Consider the following 16,376-nt stretch of genomic DNA (forward strand, 5'->3'; position numbering starts at 1 on the left):
AGCGGGCCCTTCAGCCGAGCCCCGAACACATCAACAGCGGCACCAGCTGATCCTCATCGGTCAACGCCCCATGGTGCCCGCGCCATTGGCTGGCGTACTTTTCCACCTCGCTGCGAATGATCCCGCCCGCCCCGCGCGGGACCACGATCAGATCGCCAATCCGCGCCTCCGCCTGGCTTAGCAGCACATCGCCGAACAGCCCCTTGGCAATCGCCTGGGCCTTGCTCAACACGTGATAGCCCTCCCCCAGGCGATTCTGCCAGCGCTCGTGCACGCGGTCCTGCTGGTGCGCGTGGGTGTACAGGTAGCGCGCGCGAATATCTCCGGCCATCGCCCGCACGCCCTCCTGCAGCGCCGGGTCCAGATCAAAGTCGCGCACCTGTTCGCTGTCCAGCGCCAGCATGCCGTGGTCGGCAATCACCATCAGCCGCGCCTGCTCAGGCAAGGATTGGGCGATGGCCCGGGCCAGCTGGTCGGCAATCTGCAGTTGCTTGAGCCAGCCCTCGGAGCCTGGGCCGAACAGGTGCCCGGCAAAATCCAGGTCGCCGAAATAGGCGAAGCAGAACGCCGGCCCCGGCACGGCCAGGGCGGCATTGACCAGTTCCGGATAGGCATCATAGGCCGGCGCAGGGAGGATCTTGCCGGCCCTGTAAATCGCCCGGGTGAAGTCGGAACTGGCATAGCGCCCGAGCATCACCGTGCTGATGGCGATGCCCTGGGCCGCGGCCTGGCCCCAGGCATCGGCGGGCACGATAAAAGTCTCCGGCGGCGGCGCGCCACTGGCCTGCGCCTCGACCTGCAAGGGCGAGGTGGTCCAGGTCAGTGGCGACAGTTCAGTGTGCTCATCCAGGGCAAAGCCGCAGCCGACGATACCGTGGGCGCCGCTGCCCAGCCCGCAAGCCACCGAGGCCAGGCTGGTCGCCGTGGTGGCTGGAAAGCCTACCTTGAAGTGGCTGTCCGGCTGCATCAGCGAGGCAAGAAACGGCGCATGCCGGGCGTGGGCCTGCAGCAGGTTCCAGCCCAGGCCGTCGATCAGCAGCAGGCAGGTGCTGCGCGAATGGTCGAGGCGAAAGGCATTGCGAAAACCGTGGCCACCCAGGGCCGCGAAAATCGACTGGGTGAGGTTGGCCAGGCCCGGCCAGGTTTCACCCAGCGACTGCAGGTCGTTGATCGGCGTTGCCATGTTGCCCTCCGTGGTCAGGTGCAAAGCAACAGGTGTAGCACAGGCTGTGCGATCAGCGCACAGAAAACACCCCTGCGGCCTTGCGCCCGATTGACCAAATTAACCATTCGGTACATTTTTAAGCGAAGGCACTCCCGCTTCATCACCAAGAATAACAACGGAGTTTTCAACATGGCTTTGGCCTCTTCTTCCGGCATTCTTGCCGGCCTTATCGGCGCGGGCATCCAGGCTTCGCGCACCCCGGCGCTGCACGAGCACGAAGGCGCCGCGCAAGGCCTGAACTACCTGTACCGGCTGATCGACCTGGACCAGCTCAAGCTCGACAGCAGCGCCCTCGAAGAGCTGCTGACCGCGGCCGAGCACATGGGCTTCACCGGCCTGAACATCACCTTCCCGTGCAAGCAGGCGATCCTGCCGCTGCTCAACGAACTGTCACCGCAAGCGCGCGGTATCGGCGCGGTGAACACCGTGGTATTCAAGGACGGCAAACGCATCGGCCACAACACCGACTGCCTGGGTTTTGCCGAGGGCTTTCGCCGTGGCCTGAGCGACGCGCCGCGCCGCCAGGTGGTGCAGATGGGCGCCGGTGGCGCCGGCGCTGCGGTAGCTCATGCGCTGCTGGAAGAAGCGGTCGGGCAACTGAGCGTGTTCGATGTCGAACCGGCCCGTGCCCAGGCCCTTGTGGACAACCTCAACCAGCACTTTGCCGGCAGCCGCGCCAGGGTCGGTCATGACCTGCAAAGCGCCATGGCCAGCGCCGACGGCCTGGTCAACACCACGCCCATGGGCATGGCCAAGCTGCCGGGCATGCCGGTGCCCAAGGCGCTGCTACGGGCGGATCTGTGGGTGGCGGAGATTGTTTACTTTCCGCTGCAAACCGAACTGCTGCGCGAAGCCCGGGCCCTGGGCTGCCGCACCCTGAGCGGGGCGAACATGGCGGTGTTCCAGGCGGTGAAGGCGTTTGAACTGTTCAGCGGGGTGAAGCCTGATGCGGCGCGGATGATCGAGCACTTCAACAGTCTGGGTGACTGAAAAGCATCGCGGGGCAAGCCCGCTCCTACGGTAGGAACGGGCTTGCCCGGCGAAAATACTCAGGCTTGCAAAAATCTAAGCACCGACTCGCAAATCATCTGCCGATGCCGGTCCTTGACCGCCTTGTCCTCGAAGTCCACCTGGAAGATCTCGCCAAAGGTGTGCCGGTTCGACACCCGGTAGAAGCAGAACGAGCTGATCAGCAGGTGCACATCCAGCGCCTCCAGCCCCTGGCGGAATACCCCCTCGCCAGCGCCGCGCTTGAGCACTTCATCCAGCGCCGTGAGTACGGTCTTGTTCATCGAGCGAATCGCCGCCGAGCGCTTCACGTACTCGCCGTGGTGCATGTTCTCGTTGCAGACGATGCGCACGAAATCGACGTTGCGATCATGGTGATCGAAGGTGAATTCCACCAGCCGGCGGATGCCCAGGCGCGGCTCGAGTTCGGCCAGGTGCAGGTTGCTTTCAGTGCTGCGAATATCGCCGTAGAGCTTCTCCAGCACTTCTACGTACAACTGCTCCTTGCTGTTGAAGTAGTAGTAGATCATGCGCTTGGAGGTTTGCGTGCGCTCGGCGATCGCATCGACCCGGGCGCCAGCCAGCCCCTGCTGGACGAACTCGCTGATCGCCGCCTGGAGAATGTTCTCGCGGGTCTTTTCCGGATTGTTCTTGCGGCCCTTGCGCGGCGCTTGTTCGGGGGCTGCGCAGAGTGCTGGGGTAGTCGTCATACGGGACTCATGGCCATCGGTTAACCCGGCAATTATGAGCCCCGGGTGCTGAGTAAGGAAGCCTCGGCGCCTGCGCCCTACAACTTGGCCTGGGCCGGCGCGCCGGCGCGGGCCTTGGCCATGGCGGCCAGGCGCACGGCGACGTTGGCTGCGCCATAGCCGCTGTAGCCGTTACGCCGCTGCAGCACCTCGAAGAAGAAGCGCTCCTCAAACGGCTCGGTGTACACATGAAACAGCTCACCGCCCTGGGCATCGCGGTCGTAGAGCACGTTGTAGTAAGCCAGTTCGCTGAGGAACTCGTCGTCGAAATCAAAGCGTGCGGCAAGGTCGTCGTAGTAGTTAAGCGGAATGTCGAGCAAAGCCACCCCCGACTCCTTGGCCTGTTTGACCGCAGTAAAAATGTCCTCGCAGTCAAAGGCAATGTGGTGCACGCCGGAACCGCGGTAGTGCGACAAGGCATGGGCAATCGCCGTATTACGGTTTTCCGAAATATTCAGCGGCAGGCGGATCGAGCTGCAACGGCTGCGCAAGGCGCGACTCTTGACCAGACCATAAGGGTCGGGCAACACCACTTCGTCGTCGGCAGTAAAGTCCAGCACGCTCTTGTAGAACAGCGCCCAGCTGTCCAGGCCGTCGGCCGGCAAGGCCAGGGCCATATGGTCGATGCGGGTCAGGCCCAGGCTGCTGCCCGCTTGTGGCTGCAGGCTGAAGTCGGTGTCATAGATAGTCCGGCCCTGGGCATCCTGGTCGACCAGGTAGATCAAGCTGCCGTCCGGCGCACGCACCGCCGCCAGCTCGCGCTCGTTGGGGCCGACCAGGCCGCGATAGGGCTGGCCATGGTAGGCCACGGCACGGGCCAGGGCCTGGGCGCTGTCCTTGACCCGGATCGCCGTGGCGCACAGCGACGGGCCATGACTCTCAAAGAAGTTATGGGCGAAGGAATAAGGCTCGGCGTTGAGGATCAGGTTGATATCGCCCTGGCGCAGCAGGCTGACATTCTTCGAACGGTGCACGCCGGCGCGGGTAAAGCCCAGGCGCTCCAGACAGTTGCCGAGCTTGGCCCCCAGGGCGTCGTCGACGGCGAACTCGAGAAACTCGACGCCATCGTAGGCGCTGGCACGTGGTGGGGCGAACAGCAGGTCGTCGCTGGCCGGCGCTACGCGGTCTTGCTCAAGGCGCTGGCGGGTCTTTTCTTCCAGGTACAGCAGCGAGCGCAGGCCATCGGCGGCATTGGCCCGAGGCGGTGCGGCGCGAAAGCCATCGTTGAAGATCTCCAGCGACAGCGGGCCGCTGTAACCGCTGGCCAGGATCGGCGCGAGAAAACCCGCCAGGTCAAACTCGCCCTGCCCCGGAAAGCAGCGAAAGTGCCGGCTCCACTCCAGCACGTCCATGGCCAGGAGCGGCGCGTCGGCCATCTGCACAAAAAAAATCTTGTCCCCCGGCACCTGGGCGATAGCCCGTGGGTCGCCCTTGAGCGACAAGGTGTGGAAGCTGTCGAGGATCATCCCCAGGCTTGCGTGGTCAGCCGTTTTGACGATGTCCCAGACCTGCTCCCAGGTGTTCACGTGGCGGCCCCAGGCCAGGGCTTCGTAGCCGATGCGCAGGCCACGGGCCCCAGCGCGCTCGGCCAGCAGGCGCAGGTCGTCGATCAGCACCTGGCGCTCACCCAGGGAATCGGCGGCGACATTGCTGCACACCAGCACCAGATCGGTGCCCAGTTCCTGCATCAAATCGAATTTGCGTTCCGCGCGTTCCAGGTTGCGCGCCAGGCGATCGCGGCGGCAGCCCTCGAAATCGCGAAACGGCTGGAACAGGGTAATCGCCAGGCCCAGATCGGCGCAGCGCTGGCGAATTTCGCGCGGGCTGCCGGCGTAGTACAGCAGGTCATTCTCGAAGATCTCGACCCCATCGAAGCCCGCGGCGGCGATGGCTTCGAGTTTTTCTGGCAAAGTACCGCTCAAGGATACGGTGGCGATCGAACGCTGCATTATTCTGGCTCCGATGGGCAGGCAAAAACCGGTGGAGGAATTATTGGTGTTGAGCAAATTTTGCTCAATGCAAAAGGTACGAACTAGTTAGTTTTGTGTTCGATTATCGCCCAATATAGCGTTCAGTCAATTGACCCTTTTTTGACCACAGGCGCACCATTTCGACACCAAGGCTTGACCCATAAACATAAAAATACGGGTAACCCGCGATGATCCACTCTCAATCCACCCGCATGGCCCAGCCCCTGGGTACTACTGCGCACGCCGGCATCGGCGACAAGCTGCGTGGCGCCATGGCCGTCGGCAAGACCCGCTGGGTCATGCTCGCGCTGGTGTTCTTCGCCACCACCTTGAACTACATCGACCGCGCCGCCCTCGGGGTGATGCAGCCGATTCTGGCCAAGGAGATGAGCTGGACGGCGATGGACTACGCCAACATCAACTTCTGGTTCCAGGTCGGTTACGCCATCGGCTTCGTACTGCAAGGCCGGCTGATCGACCGGGTCGGCGTCAAGCGCGTGTTCTTCTGCGCCGTGCTGCTCTGGAGCCTGGCTACCGGCGCCCATGGCCTGGCCACCTCGGCGGTGGGCTTCATGGTCTGCCGGTTCATTCTCGGCCTGACCGAAGCGGCCAACTACCCCGCCTGCGTCAAGACCACCCGCTTATGGTTCCCGGCCGGTGAGCGCGCCGTGGCCACCGGCATTTTCAACGCCGGCACCAACGTCGGCGCCATGTTCACGCCGATGCTGTTGCCGTTGATCCTCACCGTCTGGGGCTGGCAAGCGGCGTTCATCGGCATGGGCGCCCTGGGCCTGGTCTGGGTAGTGTTCTGGGGCCTGAAATACTTCAACCCGGAAGATCACCCGAGCGTCAGCAAAGAAGAACTGGCCTACGTGCAAAGCGAAGTGGAACCGGAACAAGCCCGCGTGCCGTTCTCACGAATCCTGCGCATGCGCGGCACCTGGGCCTTCGCCCTGGCTTACTCGATGACCGCGCCGGTGTTCTGGTTCTACCTGTACTGGCTGCCACCGTTCCTCAACCAGCAATACAGCCTGGGCATCAGCGTCACGCAGATGGGCATCCCGCTGATCGTCATCTACCTGAGCGCGGATTTCGGCAGTGTCGGCGGTGGCATTCTTTCGTCGTTCCTGATCGGCCGCGGCATGGCCCCGGTCAAGGCGCGGCTGCTGTCGATGCTGCTGTTCGCCACCACCATCATCGGCGTGATCTTCGCCGCCGGCGCCAGCAGCCTGTGGGTCGCGGTGCTGGCGATTTCCCTGGCCATCGCCGCGCACCAGGCCTGGACTGCCAACATCTGGAGCCTGGTCATGGACTACACGCCCAAGCACATGATGAGCACGGTGTTCGGTTTCGGCGGCATGTGCGCGGCCATCGGCGGCATGTTCATGACCCAGCTGGTCGGCTACATCCTGACCACCACCAACAACAATTACACCCTGCTGTTCACCATGATCCCGGCCATGTACTTCATCGCCCTGACCTGGATGTACTTCATGGCCCCGCGCAAGGTGCCGAAGGTCGAGGCCTAACGCCGCCGTTGCAACCAGGCGGCGCCCAGGCCGCTGAGGCAGATCAAGGCAATCCCCACCAGCCCGGCCATGTCCGGGCTGTGTCCGAACAACACCAGGCCGAGAACACCGGCGAACACGATCTGACAGTAACTGAACGGCGCCAGCATGGCCGGTGGCGCATGCCGGAACGCCTGGGTCAGGAACAGGTGCGCGGTCATCCCGCAGGTGCCCAGGGCCACGGCCATCAGGCCATGGATGAAGCTCGGGGTCTGCCAGAACATCGGCACCACGGCGCTCATCACCAAGGTGTTGAGCAGGCCGGTGAAGAAGTTGCTGGTGGTCGGGCTGTCGGTGCCGCTGAGCTTGCGCGTCAGCAACTGGTAGAAGCAGAAGCACAAGGCCGAGCCAAATGGCAGCAACACCGCCGGGGTAAACAAGGCCCCGCCCGGATGGATGATCACCGTCACCCCGACAAAACTCACCAGCACCGCCACCCATTGCCCGCGCGTGACCTTCTCGCCCAGCAGCGGCAGCGACAGCGCCGTGACCAGCAACGGCGCGAGGAAGTTGACCGCCGTCGCCTCGGCCAGCGGTATGTACTGCAGGGCGGTGGTGAACAACAGGCTGGTGCCCAGCAGGCACAGCGCGCGCAAGGTCTGCAGCCCCGGTCGCCGGGTGCGCAACACGCGCAGGCCCGACTGCGGCAGGAAGATCACCATCATCAGCAGGGTGTGCACCAGGTAGCGCGCCCACACCACCCAGAGAATCGGATAGAACCCCGCCAGGTACTTCGACAAGGCGTCGTGGCTGGCGAACAGAAAGGTCGCCAGCACCACCAGGGCAATGCCCTTGAGCGGTTGGCTGACAGCGTCGAGCGCAGTAGGACGGGGCATCGATAAAAGCTCGCAGGTTCAGAGTTGACGGAGCAACTGACAGGTCTTGTCCAGGGCCATCTGTGCCCGCTGCAAGGCGCTCAGGCCCTGGTCGCGAACGGGAATTTCCAGGCTCAGCGCAATGTTCTGCGGCAGGCTACGCAACAAGCCGGGCAAATCGCAATTGCCATCGCCGGGAAACCGCCGCTCGTTGCGCGCCTGACGCAAGATCTCGGCCATATCGTGCGGACGCGGCCCGGCCACGTCGCACAACTGTGCATAGCGTAGCCGCGAGGCCGGCACCTGGCGCAACTCATCCAGCGACGAGCCGGAGCGGTCAAAGTGAAAGGCATCGACCAGCACCCCGCCATTGTCGCGCCCGGCCTGCTCGACGATGCGCCAGGCCTGGGTGAGGTTCTTGGCGTCGGTCCAGGGCATGAACTCCAGGTGCGGATGCAGGCCGTAATCTGCGGCCAGGTCGCAGAGGGCCGCAAAATTGTCGCTCTGGCGTTGCTCGTCAGGATCGTTGCCGGCCACCAGCAGCTCGCTGGCGCCGAACTCGGCGCCGACCGCCAGCAGGGCTTCGAAGTCGGCCACGCAGGTCTCGGGCTTGAGCCGCAAAATCTCCACATCCAGCACCTGGATGTCGGTATCGCGCAGGCGCGCGGCGGTCTGCCGGCGCAGGCCGGCGTCGGCCACCAGCGGGAAGTGATGCTCCTCGGCCGTGGCCGGTTCCAGGCGCAGGCCGACATGGCTGTAGCCTGCGCGGGCAGCAACCTCGACCATGTCGACAGGCGACAGCTCGAGTACCGTCAGGGCGGCAAGGGACATCACGCGTTGGCTCATTGTTGTTTTCTCGGCGAATTGAATTTGGAAATATTTAGAACTTAGTTCCAATTTCAATGCAAGCGAAAAAACGGATCGCGAGTGCAGGAGCGGGCTTGACCCGTGATGCTTCTAGACAAACAACTCAGAAGCAGGACTTGCCGCCGACAACTCCGCCACCGCCGCCAGCAACACCGGCGCCAGCTCGTGCATGCGTGCCTCGCTCATCCGCGCACTGGGCCCGGCAACGCTGAGCACGCCAACCGCATGGCCATCCAGCGGGTGCCGCACCACCGCCGCCAGCGCCGACATCCCCACTGCCGAACTCTCCACCACCCAGGCATAGCCATGCTCGCGGGCAACGCGCAGGCGTTCGAGCAGCTCGGCATTGGACTTCGGTGCGTTGGGGCCGAACTGCGCCGGGTCGGCGATGCCCTGGCGCTCCACCAGCAACAAGGCCTGGGCATCGCTCAGGCTCGACAGCCACGCATGCCCGGAGGCGGTGTAGAACAACGGCGCATCACGGCCCATGTCCGGGTCGTAGCGCAAGCCGGAGCGGGCGCCTTGGGCCTTGGCGATCCAGGTCTGGCGTTCGCCGTCGATCACCCCCAGGCGCACCAGCTCGCCGGTCTGCTGGGCCAGTTGATCAAGAATCGGCTGGACGATATCGGCGCCACTGCTGGCCAGATAGCGAAAACCCATGGCCACCAGGCGGGTGCTCAGGTGATAGCGGCTGCTCTCGGCGTTCTGGCGCACATAGCCCAGGCGCATCAGCTCGGCGAGCATGCGATGGGTGGCGCTCTTGGGGATGTCCAGCTCTTCGGCCAGGGTCTGCAGGGGCAGCCCGCGCGGGTCGCTGGTGAGGCGTTCGAGAAGGCTGAACGCGCGTTCGATCTGACTGCCGGCCATGGTCATGGTCCCTAAAATTTGTGCCGATTCTAAAGAGCCCCGGCGAAAGCGCAAATCACTGTCCGATCTTCGCCCACTTTGTCGTGGCACGCCTTGGCTGGGCGACAGATCAAACCATAAAATATGGAATACAGTTCCAAAATATAACAAAACTGCCTGGAGGATACTGCTCATGCCCGTCGATACCCCGCTGGTCGAATGCGATGTACTGGTTATCGGCTCCGGCGCCGCCGGGCTGGCCGCCGCCGTGACCGCCGCCTGGCATGGCCAGAAGGTCATCGTGGTCGAAAAGGACCCGGTGTTCGGCGGCGCCACGGCCTGGTCCGGTGGCTGGATGTGGGTACCGTGCAACCCGCTGGCGCAGCGCGCCGGGATCATCGAGCAGCGCTCGCAGCCGCGCACTTACCTGGAGCATGAACTGGGCGAACGTTTCGATGGGCCGATGATCGATGCGTTTCTCGACGCGGCGCCCAACATGGTGTCGTTCTTCGAGCGCCATACCGCCCTGCAATTTGCCGACGGCAATGGCATCGCCGACATTCACGGCAATACTCCTGGCGCCGGCACCGGCGGGCGTTCGGTAATTGCCGCCCCCTACGATGGCCGCCAGCTGGGCAAAAAGCTGCTCAAGCGCCTGCGCAAAACCATGCGCGAAACCTCGTTCATGGGCATGCCGATCATGGCCGGCAAGGACCTCGGCGCCTTCCTCAGCCTCACCCGTTCCTGGCGCTCGCTGCTGTATGTGAGCAAGCGTTTGAGCCGCCACCTGTTCGATCTGGCAACCCACGGCCGGGCCCTGCAACTGGTCAACGGCGTAGCCCTGGTCGCTCGGCTGGCCAAGTCGGCTGAAGACCTTGGCGTGTTGCTCTGGGAATCGGCAGCGGCTCGGCAGTTGCTCCGCGAGCATGGCCGGGTCAGCGGTGCGCTGATTGAAACCGCGCGCGGGCCGATCCAAATAAATGCGCGCAAGGCCGTGGTGCTGGCCGCCGGCGGCTTTGCCAACGACATCGAACGGCGCAAGGCGCTGTTCCCGCGTACACCCACCGGCCACGAACACCTGGCGCTGCCGCCGCTGGGCGCCAATGGTGACGGCCTGCGCCTGGGCGAAAGCGTTGGCGGCCAGGTGGCTGACGACCTGCACAGCCCGGTGGCCTGGGCGCCGGTATCGCGGGTGCCTTACAAGGACGGCAGCAGCGGGCATTTCCCGCACATCATCGAACGGGCCAAGCCCGGCATCATCGGCGTGCTCGCCGACGGCAAGCGCTTCGTCAACGAGGCCGACGGCTACTACGACTATGTCAGCGCCATGGTCGCCAAGGCGCCGGGGGACAAGGTCGAATCGTGGCTGATCTGCAGCCATGCCTTCCAGCGCCGTTATGGCCTGGGCATTTCACGGCCGTTTCCGTTGCCGCTGCAGCCGTTGATCAAATCCGGCTACCTGAAGACCGGCGACAGTATCGAAGCCCTGGCGCGGGCCTGCGGCATTGACCCTCAAGGCCTGGTGGCAACGGTCGCCGAGTACAACCGGCATGCCCGCAACGGCGAAGACCCGCACTTCGGCCGCGGCTCCACCCCTTACAACCGCAAACAGGGCGATGCCCTGCACGGACCAAATCCGTGCGTGGCGCCGATCGAGAACGGGCCGTTCTATGCGGTAAAGGTCGAACCGGGCTGTTTCGGCACCTTCGCCGGGCTCAGGACCAACACCCACGCGCAGGTGCTGGATGAAAAGCGTGAGGTGATTGCCGGGTTGTATGCGGTGGGCACCGACATGGCCAGCATCATGGGCGGGCACTATCCGGCGGGCGGGATCAACCTGGGGCCGGCGGCGACGTTCGGCTATATCGCCGGGCGGCATATTGCCGGGGTGACAGACTACGAGTAAGGCGTACCTTGCAGCATTGCATCACAGGGAAAGCAGACAGGCTGCTCACGATTATCCGCAACGCGAATACTTCACGGCTCCGGCGACCGTTCAAAAGGAATTGAACCGTGAACAACCTGACCCTGCCCGATGGCGACGCAAAGCCAATCGATCAACTGTTTTCCTGTACCACTGCCCGCGTTGACTTGTGGCGTGAACTCAACGCCCTGTGTCGCCGCTGGCGCAACTGCAAAGATCAGCCCGCTAGCGCGAAGGTCCAGCAGCAATGCCTTGCCCAACTCGAGCAGCTTGCGCAATTGGAGGCTTATCAGGCTTACCCGGGCCCTCGCCTGCTGGCCCTGCTGGTCGAACGCGTAGCAGCGGGCAATGGCATCGGAGCCCTGCATCTGGCTCAGCGCATCAGCAGTTCGCTGCTCGACCGCAGTTACAAGCAAGACGCAAACGACTGGGAGGCCAGCGAGGACCTGCCCGACGCACCCGCGCCCCGTAGTTTCGCCGCTGCGTCCGCACATCGTCCGTATTTCGAAACTCTGATTGTCAGCCCCGCGCCAATCTCGACATGGCCGCAGCACCGTCAGGCCATTCGCCAGTTGCGCCGCCACCAGGACCCCTTCATCTACGAGCCCGTCATGACCGGCTCCTTTGAGGATGCGTTGCTCGCGGTGATACTCAACGTCAACCTGCAAGCGGTGGTGATCTACGAAGGTTTCGCTTTTACATCGAGCTGTCGCGCCGCCTGGGTGCGTGAGCTGCTGGCGCCACACCTGGGCAACAGCCCGGACGGCGAAGACTCCACGAACCTGGCCTTGCCACTGGCCCGAGCGATCAAGTCCATCAGGCCAGAGCTCGATATCCTGCTGCTCAGCGATCGTCAGGTTGAGCGAATTGCCGGTGATGAAGACTACGCGTTCATCAGCCGGGTGTTCTACAAAGTCGAGGAGCCGCTGGAGATCCACCTGAGCCTGCTGCAAGGCGTTGCAAAGCGCTATGAAACGCCGTTTTTCAACAACCTGAAACACTATGCTCAACGTCCTATCGGCACCTTCCATGCGCTGCCCATTGCCCGCGGAAAATCGATATTCAAGTCGAACTGGATCCGCGACATGGGCGAATTCTATGGCATCAACCTGTTTCTGGCCGAAAGCTCTGCCACCACGGGCGGGCTCGACAGCCTGCTAGAGCCCACCGGCAACATCAAAAAGGCCCAGGACCGGGCAGCCCATGCGTTCGGCGCACAGCAGGCGTTTTTCGTCACCAATGGCACCTCGACCTCGAACAAGATCGTTGAACAAGCCCTGCTTGCGCCCAGTGACATTGTCATTGTCGATCGTAACTGCCACAAGTCACACCACTACGCCATGGTGCTGACCGGCGCCTATCCGCTGTATGTCGAAGCCTACCCGCTGCCCCGATACTCGATGTACGGCGCAGTGCCACTGAGCGCTATCAAGCAAGCGCTACTCGACCTGAAAAAAGAAGGAAAACTGCATCGGGTCAAACTGCTGGTGTTGACCAACTGCACCTTCGATGGGCACGTCTACAACACCTTCCGGGTCATGGAAGAATGCCTGGCAATCAAACCGGACCTGGCCTTTCTCTGGGATGAAGCCTGGTTTGGTTTTGCACGCTTTTCACCCCTGCTGCGTCGTCGAACCGGCATGGGCGCCGCCGCACAACTCAAGCAGGCGCTCAGTTGCCCGCAGTACCGGCACGCCTTCGAATGCCAGCGCGAACGGCTGCAAGCGCTTGCTGCCGATGACCCTGCGCTGCTGCAGGAACACCTGCTGATGGACCCGGACACCACCCGCGTGCGCGTCTACCAGACCAACTCCACCCATAAGTCTATGTCGGCGCTGCGCCAGGGCTCGATGATCCTGGTCGACGATCAGGACTTCCATCACGTCGAAGCATCGTTCCGCGAGGCGGTATTTACCCACACGTCCACCTCCCCCAATCAGCAAATCATTGCGTCCCTGGATGTTGCCCGCCGGCAAATGGAGCTGGAAGGCTATGAACTGGTGATGTCGGCAACCCAGTTGGCCTTCGACATCCGTCGGGAGGTCGGCCGCCACCCGCTGATATCCAAGTATTTCAAGATACTCACGATCGAGGACCTGGTGCCAACGGTCTATCGGGCTTCAGGGCTGCAGGATTACCTGGCCAAGGGCACTGCGTGGTCCACCGTCGTCGATGCCCTGAACACCGATGAAGTCGCCCTGGACCCTACCCGCCTGACGCTGGTCTGTGGCCATGCAGGCTTTGACGGCACCACGTTCAAGAATTTGCTGACCAACCGCTACGATGTTCAGTTGAACAAAACCTCTCGCAACAGCGTGCTGCTGCAAACCAACATCAACAACACTCGCAGTGACGTGGCACACCTGATCCGGGTGCTGGTACGTATCAGCCGCGAACTGGAGGATCGCCTGGGCACCAGTGACGACAACCTGCGTGAAGCCTTTAATGCACGCGTCACGTCACTTATGGAAGATGTGCCGGACCTGCCCGACTTCAGCCATTTCTACCCCGCTTTTCGTGAGTCGGCGAACAGCAGTACGGCAGAAGGAGACATTCGCAGTGCTTACTACAAAGCCTATGACAGTGCAGCGTGCGAGCATATTCGCCTGTTCGACAAAACCATCGACGAACGCCTGGAAAACGGCCCGCCGTTGATTTCAGCAAACTTCGTGATCCCTTATCCGCCGGGGTTTCCGATCCTGGTACCAGGCCAGGTAATCACTGCTGAAACGCTCTCGTTCATGCGCAAGCTCGACGTGAAAGAGATTCATGGCTACAACGCCGATGAAGGCTTGAAACTGCTGAAGTCCGAATCCATTGGCGTTACGACACCACGCTGATCCGAACAAAAAGCCCGCCAATGGCGGGCTTTGCTCATGCCACTCGCTTCGACATTCAAAAATCGAAGAACACCGTCTCGCCTTCACCCTGAATGCGGATATCAAAGCGATACGCCAGCTTGCCGTCCACTTCACAGCGGGTCGCCACCAAGGTCTCGCGCCGCTGCGGCTGCTCGATCAGGTTGAGCACCGGGCACTGGGCATTGGCCTGGGCTTCGTCATCGAAGTACAGGCGCGTCTGCAGGTGGATATTGATACCCCGGGCAAACAGGCTGACGTTGATGTGCGGCGCCATCGGCACGCCGGCGGCGTTCTTGGCCACGCCCGGCTTGATGGTGTGCAGGGTCCACTCACCGGCATCGAAGGTGGTGGCGGTACGGCCAAAGCTGTTGAAGGGTTTTTCCAGGTTGAAATCGCCCTGGTAATTGCCGTTGTGGTCGGCCTGCCAGAACTCCAGGAACGAGTCGCGCACCAGATGGCCGTTGCCGTCATAGACGTTGCCAAACACCAGGATGTGTTCGCCCGGCGCGTCGGCTTGCGCCATGCAGTTCCAGATTTCCTGGTCGCGGGTCGGGTTGCCGGCGGCCTCCAGGGCCAGGCCGATATGCACGTAGGGGCCGGCGGTCTGCGAAGGGGTTTCCGGCAGCAGTTCGATAGGCATGGGGCGCCTCCTCAGCAGTTTTCGAAGTGGGTCTTGCGCTGTCCGCGCAACACGATGTCAAAGCGATAGGCCAGGCAATCCATGGGGTTGGCATTGCTCATGTCCAGCCGGGCGATCAGGCTCTGCACCGCGTCAGGGTTGGCAATCGACTTGACGATCGGGCACATCGGGATCAACGGATCGCCTTCGAAATACAGCTGGGTGATCAGCCGCGTGGCAATCGACGGACCGCTGATCGACACATGGATATGCGCCGGGCGCCAGTCGTTGGGACCATTGCGCCATGGGTACGGGCCCGGCTTGATGGTGCGGAAGCTGTAATAACCTTCACTGTCGGTCAGCGCACGGCCGACACCGCCGAAGTTGGGGTCCAGCGGCGCCAGGTAGCGGTCGTTCTTGTGCCGGTAGCGGCCACCGGCGTTGGCCTGCCAGATCTCTACCAGGGTGTGCGGGATTGGTTTGCCGTGCTGGTCGCAGACGCGCCCGGCAAGGACGATGCGCTCACCGATCGGCAGGCCGCCGTTATTGAAGTTGAGCAGCAGGTCATGATCGTTAGGGCCGAATTTCAGGTGGGAGAAATCCGGACCGGTGCTTTCGCTGATCGACTGCGGGATGCTCACCAGGGCCTGGCGCGGCGAGCGCGCGACGGAGGTCTTGTAATCTGGGGTCAAGGCTTTCGGGTGCCAGTTGCGATCACGGATAGCGAAGCGACTGTTGTCTTGTGCAGACATGCCGTTCTCCTGTCTTGGAATTATTGGAGGGCCTGGGCGTGGCAGGCGAGCTTGCAGTTTCCGGTATGCAGGGTCCGGCGAATACTGAAAAGAACAGCGCCATTCATAACCAAATGGTTATGTATAAATCAGGAATCTGACAGAGCCCCGCGCCGTGAACTAATCTTTGTCCTCATGTTTCCAAGCTCCGGAGAGCACTCATGCAATGGCGAAAAGGCAGGCGTAGCGACAATGTGGTCGATGCCCGTGGCGAGGGCGGTGGCGGCATGCGCTTCGGCGGTGGCAAGGGCCTGAGCATCGGCGCGATCCTGTTGATTGTCGGGATTGGCTGGATCACCGGCCAGGACCCGCTGCAGATCCTCGGCCAGCTGGCCGGGCAGATGGGCCAGCAACAGACCGCGCCAGTGACCACCGGCACCGGCAAGGCACCACCGGCCAATGACGAGCAGGCGGAATTCGTAAGGTCGGTGCTGGGCGACACCGAAGACACCTGGAAGGCCATCTTTGCCCAGGCCGGCCGCCAGTATAAAGACCCCAACCTGATCCTCTTCAGCGGCCAGATCAACTCAGCCTGCGGCTTTGCCTCTTCGGCAGTCGGGCCGTTCTATTGCCCGGCCGACCAGAAGGTCTACCTGGACATGAGCTTTTTCCGTGAAATGGAACAGCGCTTCTCGGCCGCCGGCGATTTTGCCCAGGCTTACGTGATCGCCCACGAAGTCGGCCACCATGTGCAAACCCTGCTGGGCGTTTCGGCCAAGGTCCAGGCCGCACGCCAGCGCGGTGAGCGCATGGAAGGCGACAACGGTTTGCTGGTACGCCAGGAACTGCAGGCCGACTGCCTGGCCGGGGTCTGGGCCTACCAGGCGCAAAAACGCCTGAACTGGCTGGAACCGGGCGATATCGAAGAAGCCCTGAACGCCGCCAACGCCATCGGTGACGACCGCCTGCAGCAGCAGGGCCAGGGCCGCGTAGTACCGGATTCGTTCACCCACGGCACCTCGCAACAGCGCCAGCGCTGGTTCAAGACCGGCTTCGCCAAGGGCGATATCAACCAGTGCGACACCTTCGGCGCACGCTCGCTCTGAGCCATTTTGCGGCCGCCTGAAGCCTCGGGCTGGCCGCAGAAATCCCCTGTTACCTACCGCTGATCATTTTTGCTGAAAAAGCGTTTC

Annotated in this window: 13 protein-coding genes; 5 read left to right on the top strand and 8 right to left on the bottom strand. The window is 62.8% G+C overall.

All coding sequences use genetic code 11. From position 1 onward, the window contains the following. Positions 1 to 10 precede the first annotated feature (10 nt). The gene (locus tag JYG36_RS23855; RefSeq protein WP_213602498.1) at positions 11 to 1,183 is read right to left on the bottom strand and encodes an alkaline phosphatase family protein; all 1,173 of its coding nucleotides are present in this window, start codon (positions 1,181 to 1,183) and stop codon (positions 11 to 13) included. Positions 1,184 to 1,354: 171 nt separating this feature from the next. On the opposite strand from JYG36_RS23855, the gene JYG36_RS23860 reads away from it, so the two are divergent. Next, positions 1,355 to 2,215, top strand: coding sequence for a shikimate dehydrogenase (locus JYG36_RS23860; RefSeq protein WP_476252023.1), 861 nt, complete (start codon positions 1,355 to 1,357; stop codon positions 2,213 to 2,215). A 59-nt stretch (positions 2,216 to 2,274) separates the two neighbouring features. Here the strand turns inward: JYG36_RS23860 and JYG36_RS23865 are convergent, their stop codons facing one another. Both JYG36_RS23865 and quiC read right to left on the bottom strand, forming a co-directional pair. Then, positions 2,275 to 2,943 (bottom strand): TetR/AcrR family transcriptional regulator, encoded by a 669-nt coding sequence (locus JYG36_RS23865; RefSeq protein ID WP_045195875.1) that lies wholly within the window; start codon positions 2,941 to 2,943, stop codon positions 2,275 to 2,277. Positions 2,944 to 3,020: 77 nt separating this feature from the next. After that, a complete protein-coding gene (gene quiC, locus JYG36_RS23870; RefSeq protein WP_213602500.1) occupies positions 3,021 to 4,931 on the bottom strand; it encodes a 3-dehydroshikimate dehydratase QuiC in 1,911 nt (636 codons plus the stop codon). A gap of 209 nt (positions 4,932 to 5,140) precedes the next feature. Here quiC and JYG36_RS23875 point away from each other — a divergent pair, with 209 nt between their 5' ends. After that, complete coding sequence (locus tag JYG36_RS23875; RefSeq protein ID WP_045195868.1) at positions 5,141 to 6,481, top strand: MFS transporter; 1,341 nt, start codon at positions 5,141 to 5,143, stop codon at positions 6,479 to 6,481. On the opposite strand, the gene JYG36_RS23880 is transcribed toward JYG36_RS23875, so the two are convergent. From JYG36_RS23880 to JYG36_RS23890, 3 genes are all read right to left on the bottom strand, one after another. Continuing rightward, positions 6,478 to 7,356 carry a DMT family transporter gene (locus JYG36_RS23880; RefSeq protein ID WP_045195866.1) on the bottom strand — a complete coding sequence of 293 codons (879 nt, stop codon included), beginning with the start codon at positions 7,354 to 7,356 and terminating at the stop codon, positions 6,478 to 6,480. The two genes, JYG36_RS23875 and JYG36_RS23880, sit on opposite strands and share 4 nt — an antisense overlap. An 18-nt stretch (positions 7,357 to 7,374) precedes the next feature. Then, positions 7,375 to 8,181 (bottom strand): sugar phosphate isomerase/epimerase family protein, encoded by an 807-nt coding sequence (locus tag JYG36_RS23885; RefSeq protein WP_213602502.1) that lies wholly within the window; start codon positions 8,179 to 8,181, stop codon positions 7,375 to 7,377. A 111-nt stretch (positions 8,182 to 8,292) separates the two neighbouring features. Continuing rightward, positions 8,293 to 9,069 carry an IclR family transcriptional regulator gene (locus JYG36_RS23890; protein ID WP_045195862.1) on the bottom strand — a complete coding sequence of 259 codons (777 nt, stop codon included), beginning with the start codon at positions 9,067 to 9,069 and terminating at the stop codon, positions 8,293 to 8,295. A 172-nt stretch (positions 9,070 to 9,241) separates the two neighbouring features. On the opposite strand from JYG36_RS23890, the gene JYG36_RS23895 reads away from it, so the two are divergent. Then, a complete protein-coding gene (locus JYG36_RS23895; protein ID WP_213602504.1) occupies positions 9,242 to 10,954 on the top strand; it encodes an FAD-dependent oxidoreductase in 1,713 nt (570 codons plus the stop codon). A 107-nt stretch (positions 10,955 to 11,061) separates the two neighbouring features. Continuing rightward, on the top strand, positions 11,062 to 13,812 hold the full coding sequence (locus JYG36_RS23900) for a beta-eliminating lyase-related protein (protein ID WP_213602506.1): 2,751 nt from the start codon (positions 11,062 to 11,064) through the stop codon (positions 13,810 to 13,812). A 55-nt stretch (positions 13,813 to 13,867) separates the two neighbouring features. Here JYG36_RS23900 and pcaG read toward each other — a convergent pair whose 3' ends face one another. Both pcaG and pcaH read right to left on the bottom strand, forming a co-directional pair. Next, complete coding sequence (gene pcaG, locus JYG36_RS23905; RefSeq protein ID WP_045195858.1) at positions 13,868 to 14,473, bottom strand: protocatechuate 3,4-dioxygenase subunit alpha; 606 nt, start codon at positions 14,471 to 14,473, stop codon at positions 13,868 to 13,870. A gap of 11 nt (positions 14,474 to 14,484) precedes the next feature. Beyond that, positions 14,485 to 15,204: a protocatechuate 3,4-dioxygenase subunit beta gene (pcaH, locus tag JYG36_RS23910; protein ID WP_045195856.1), complete on the bottom strand. Its 720-nt coding sequence runs from the start codon at positions 15,202 to 15,204 to the stop codon at positions 14,485 to 14,487. Positions 15,205 to 15,404: 200 nt separating this feature from the next. Between pcaH and ypfJ the strand changes: the two genes are divergently transcribed. Further along, positions 15,405 to 16,289, top strand: a complete 885-nt coding sequence (ypfJ, locus tag JYG36_RS23915) for a KPN_02809 family neutral zinc metallopeptidase (RefSeq protein WP_093387823.1) — start codon at positions 15,405 to 15,407, stop codon at positions 16,287 to 16,289. Positions 16,290 to 16,376 lie beyond the last annotated feature (87 nt).

This window comes from Pseudomonas sp. SORT22, from assembly GCF_018417635.1.
GTDB lineage: Bacteria > Pseudomonadota > Gammaproteobacteria > Pseudomonadales > Pseudomonadaceae > Aquipseudomonas.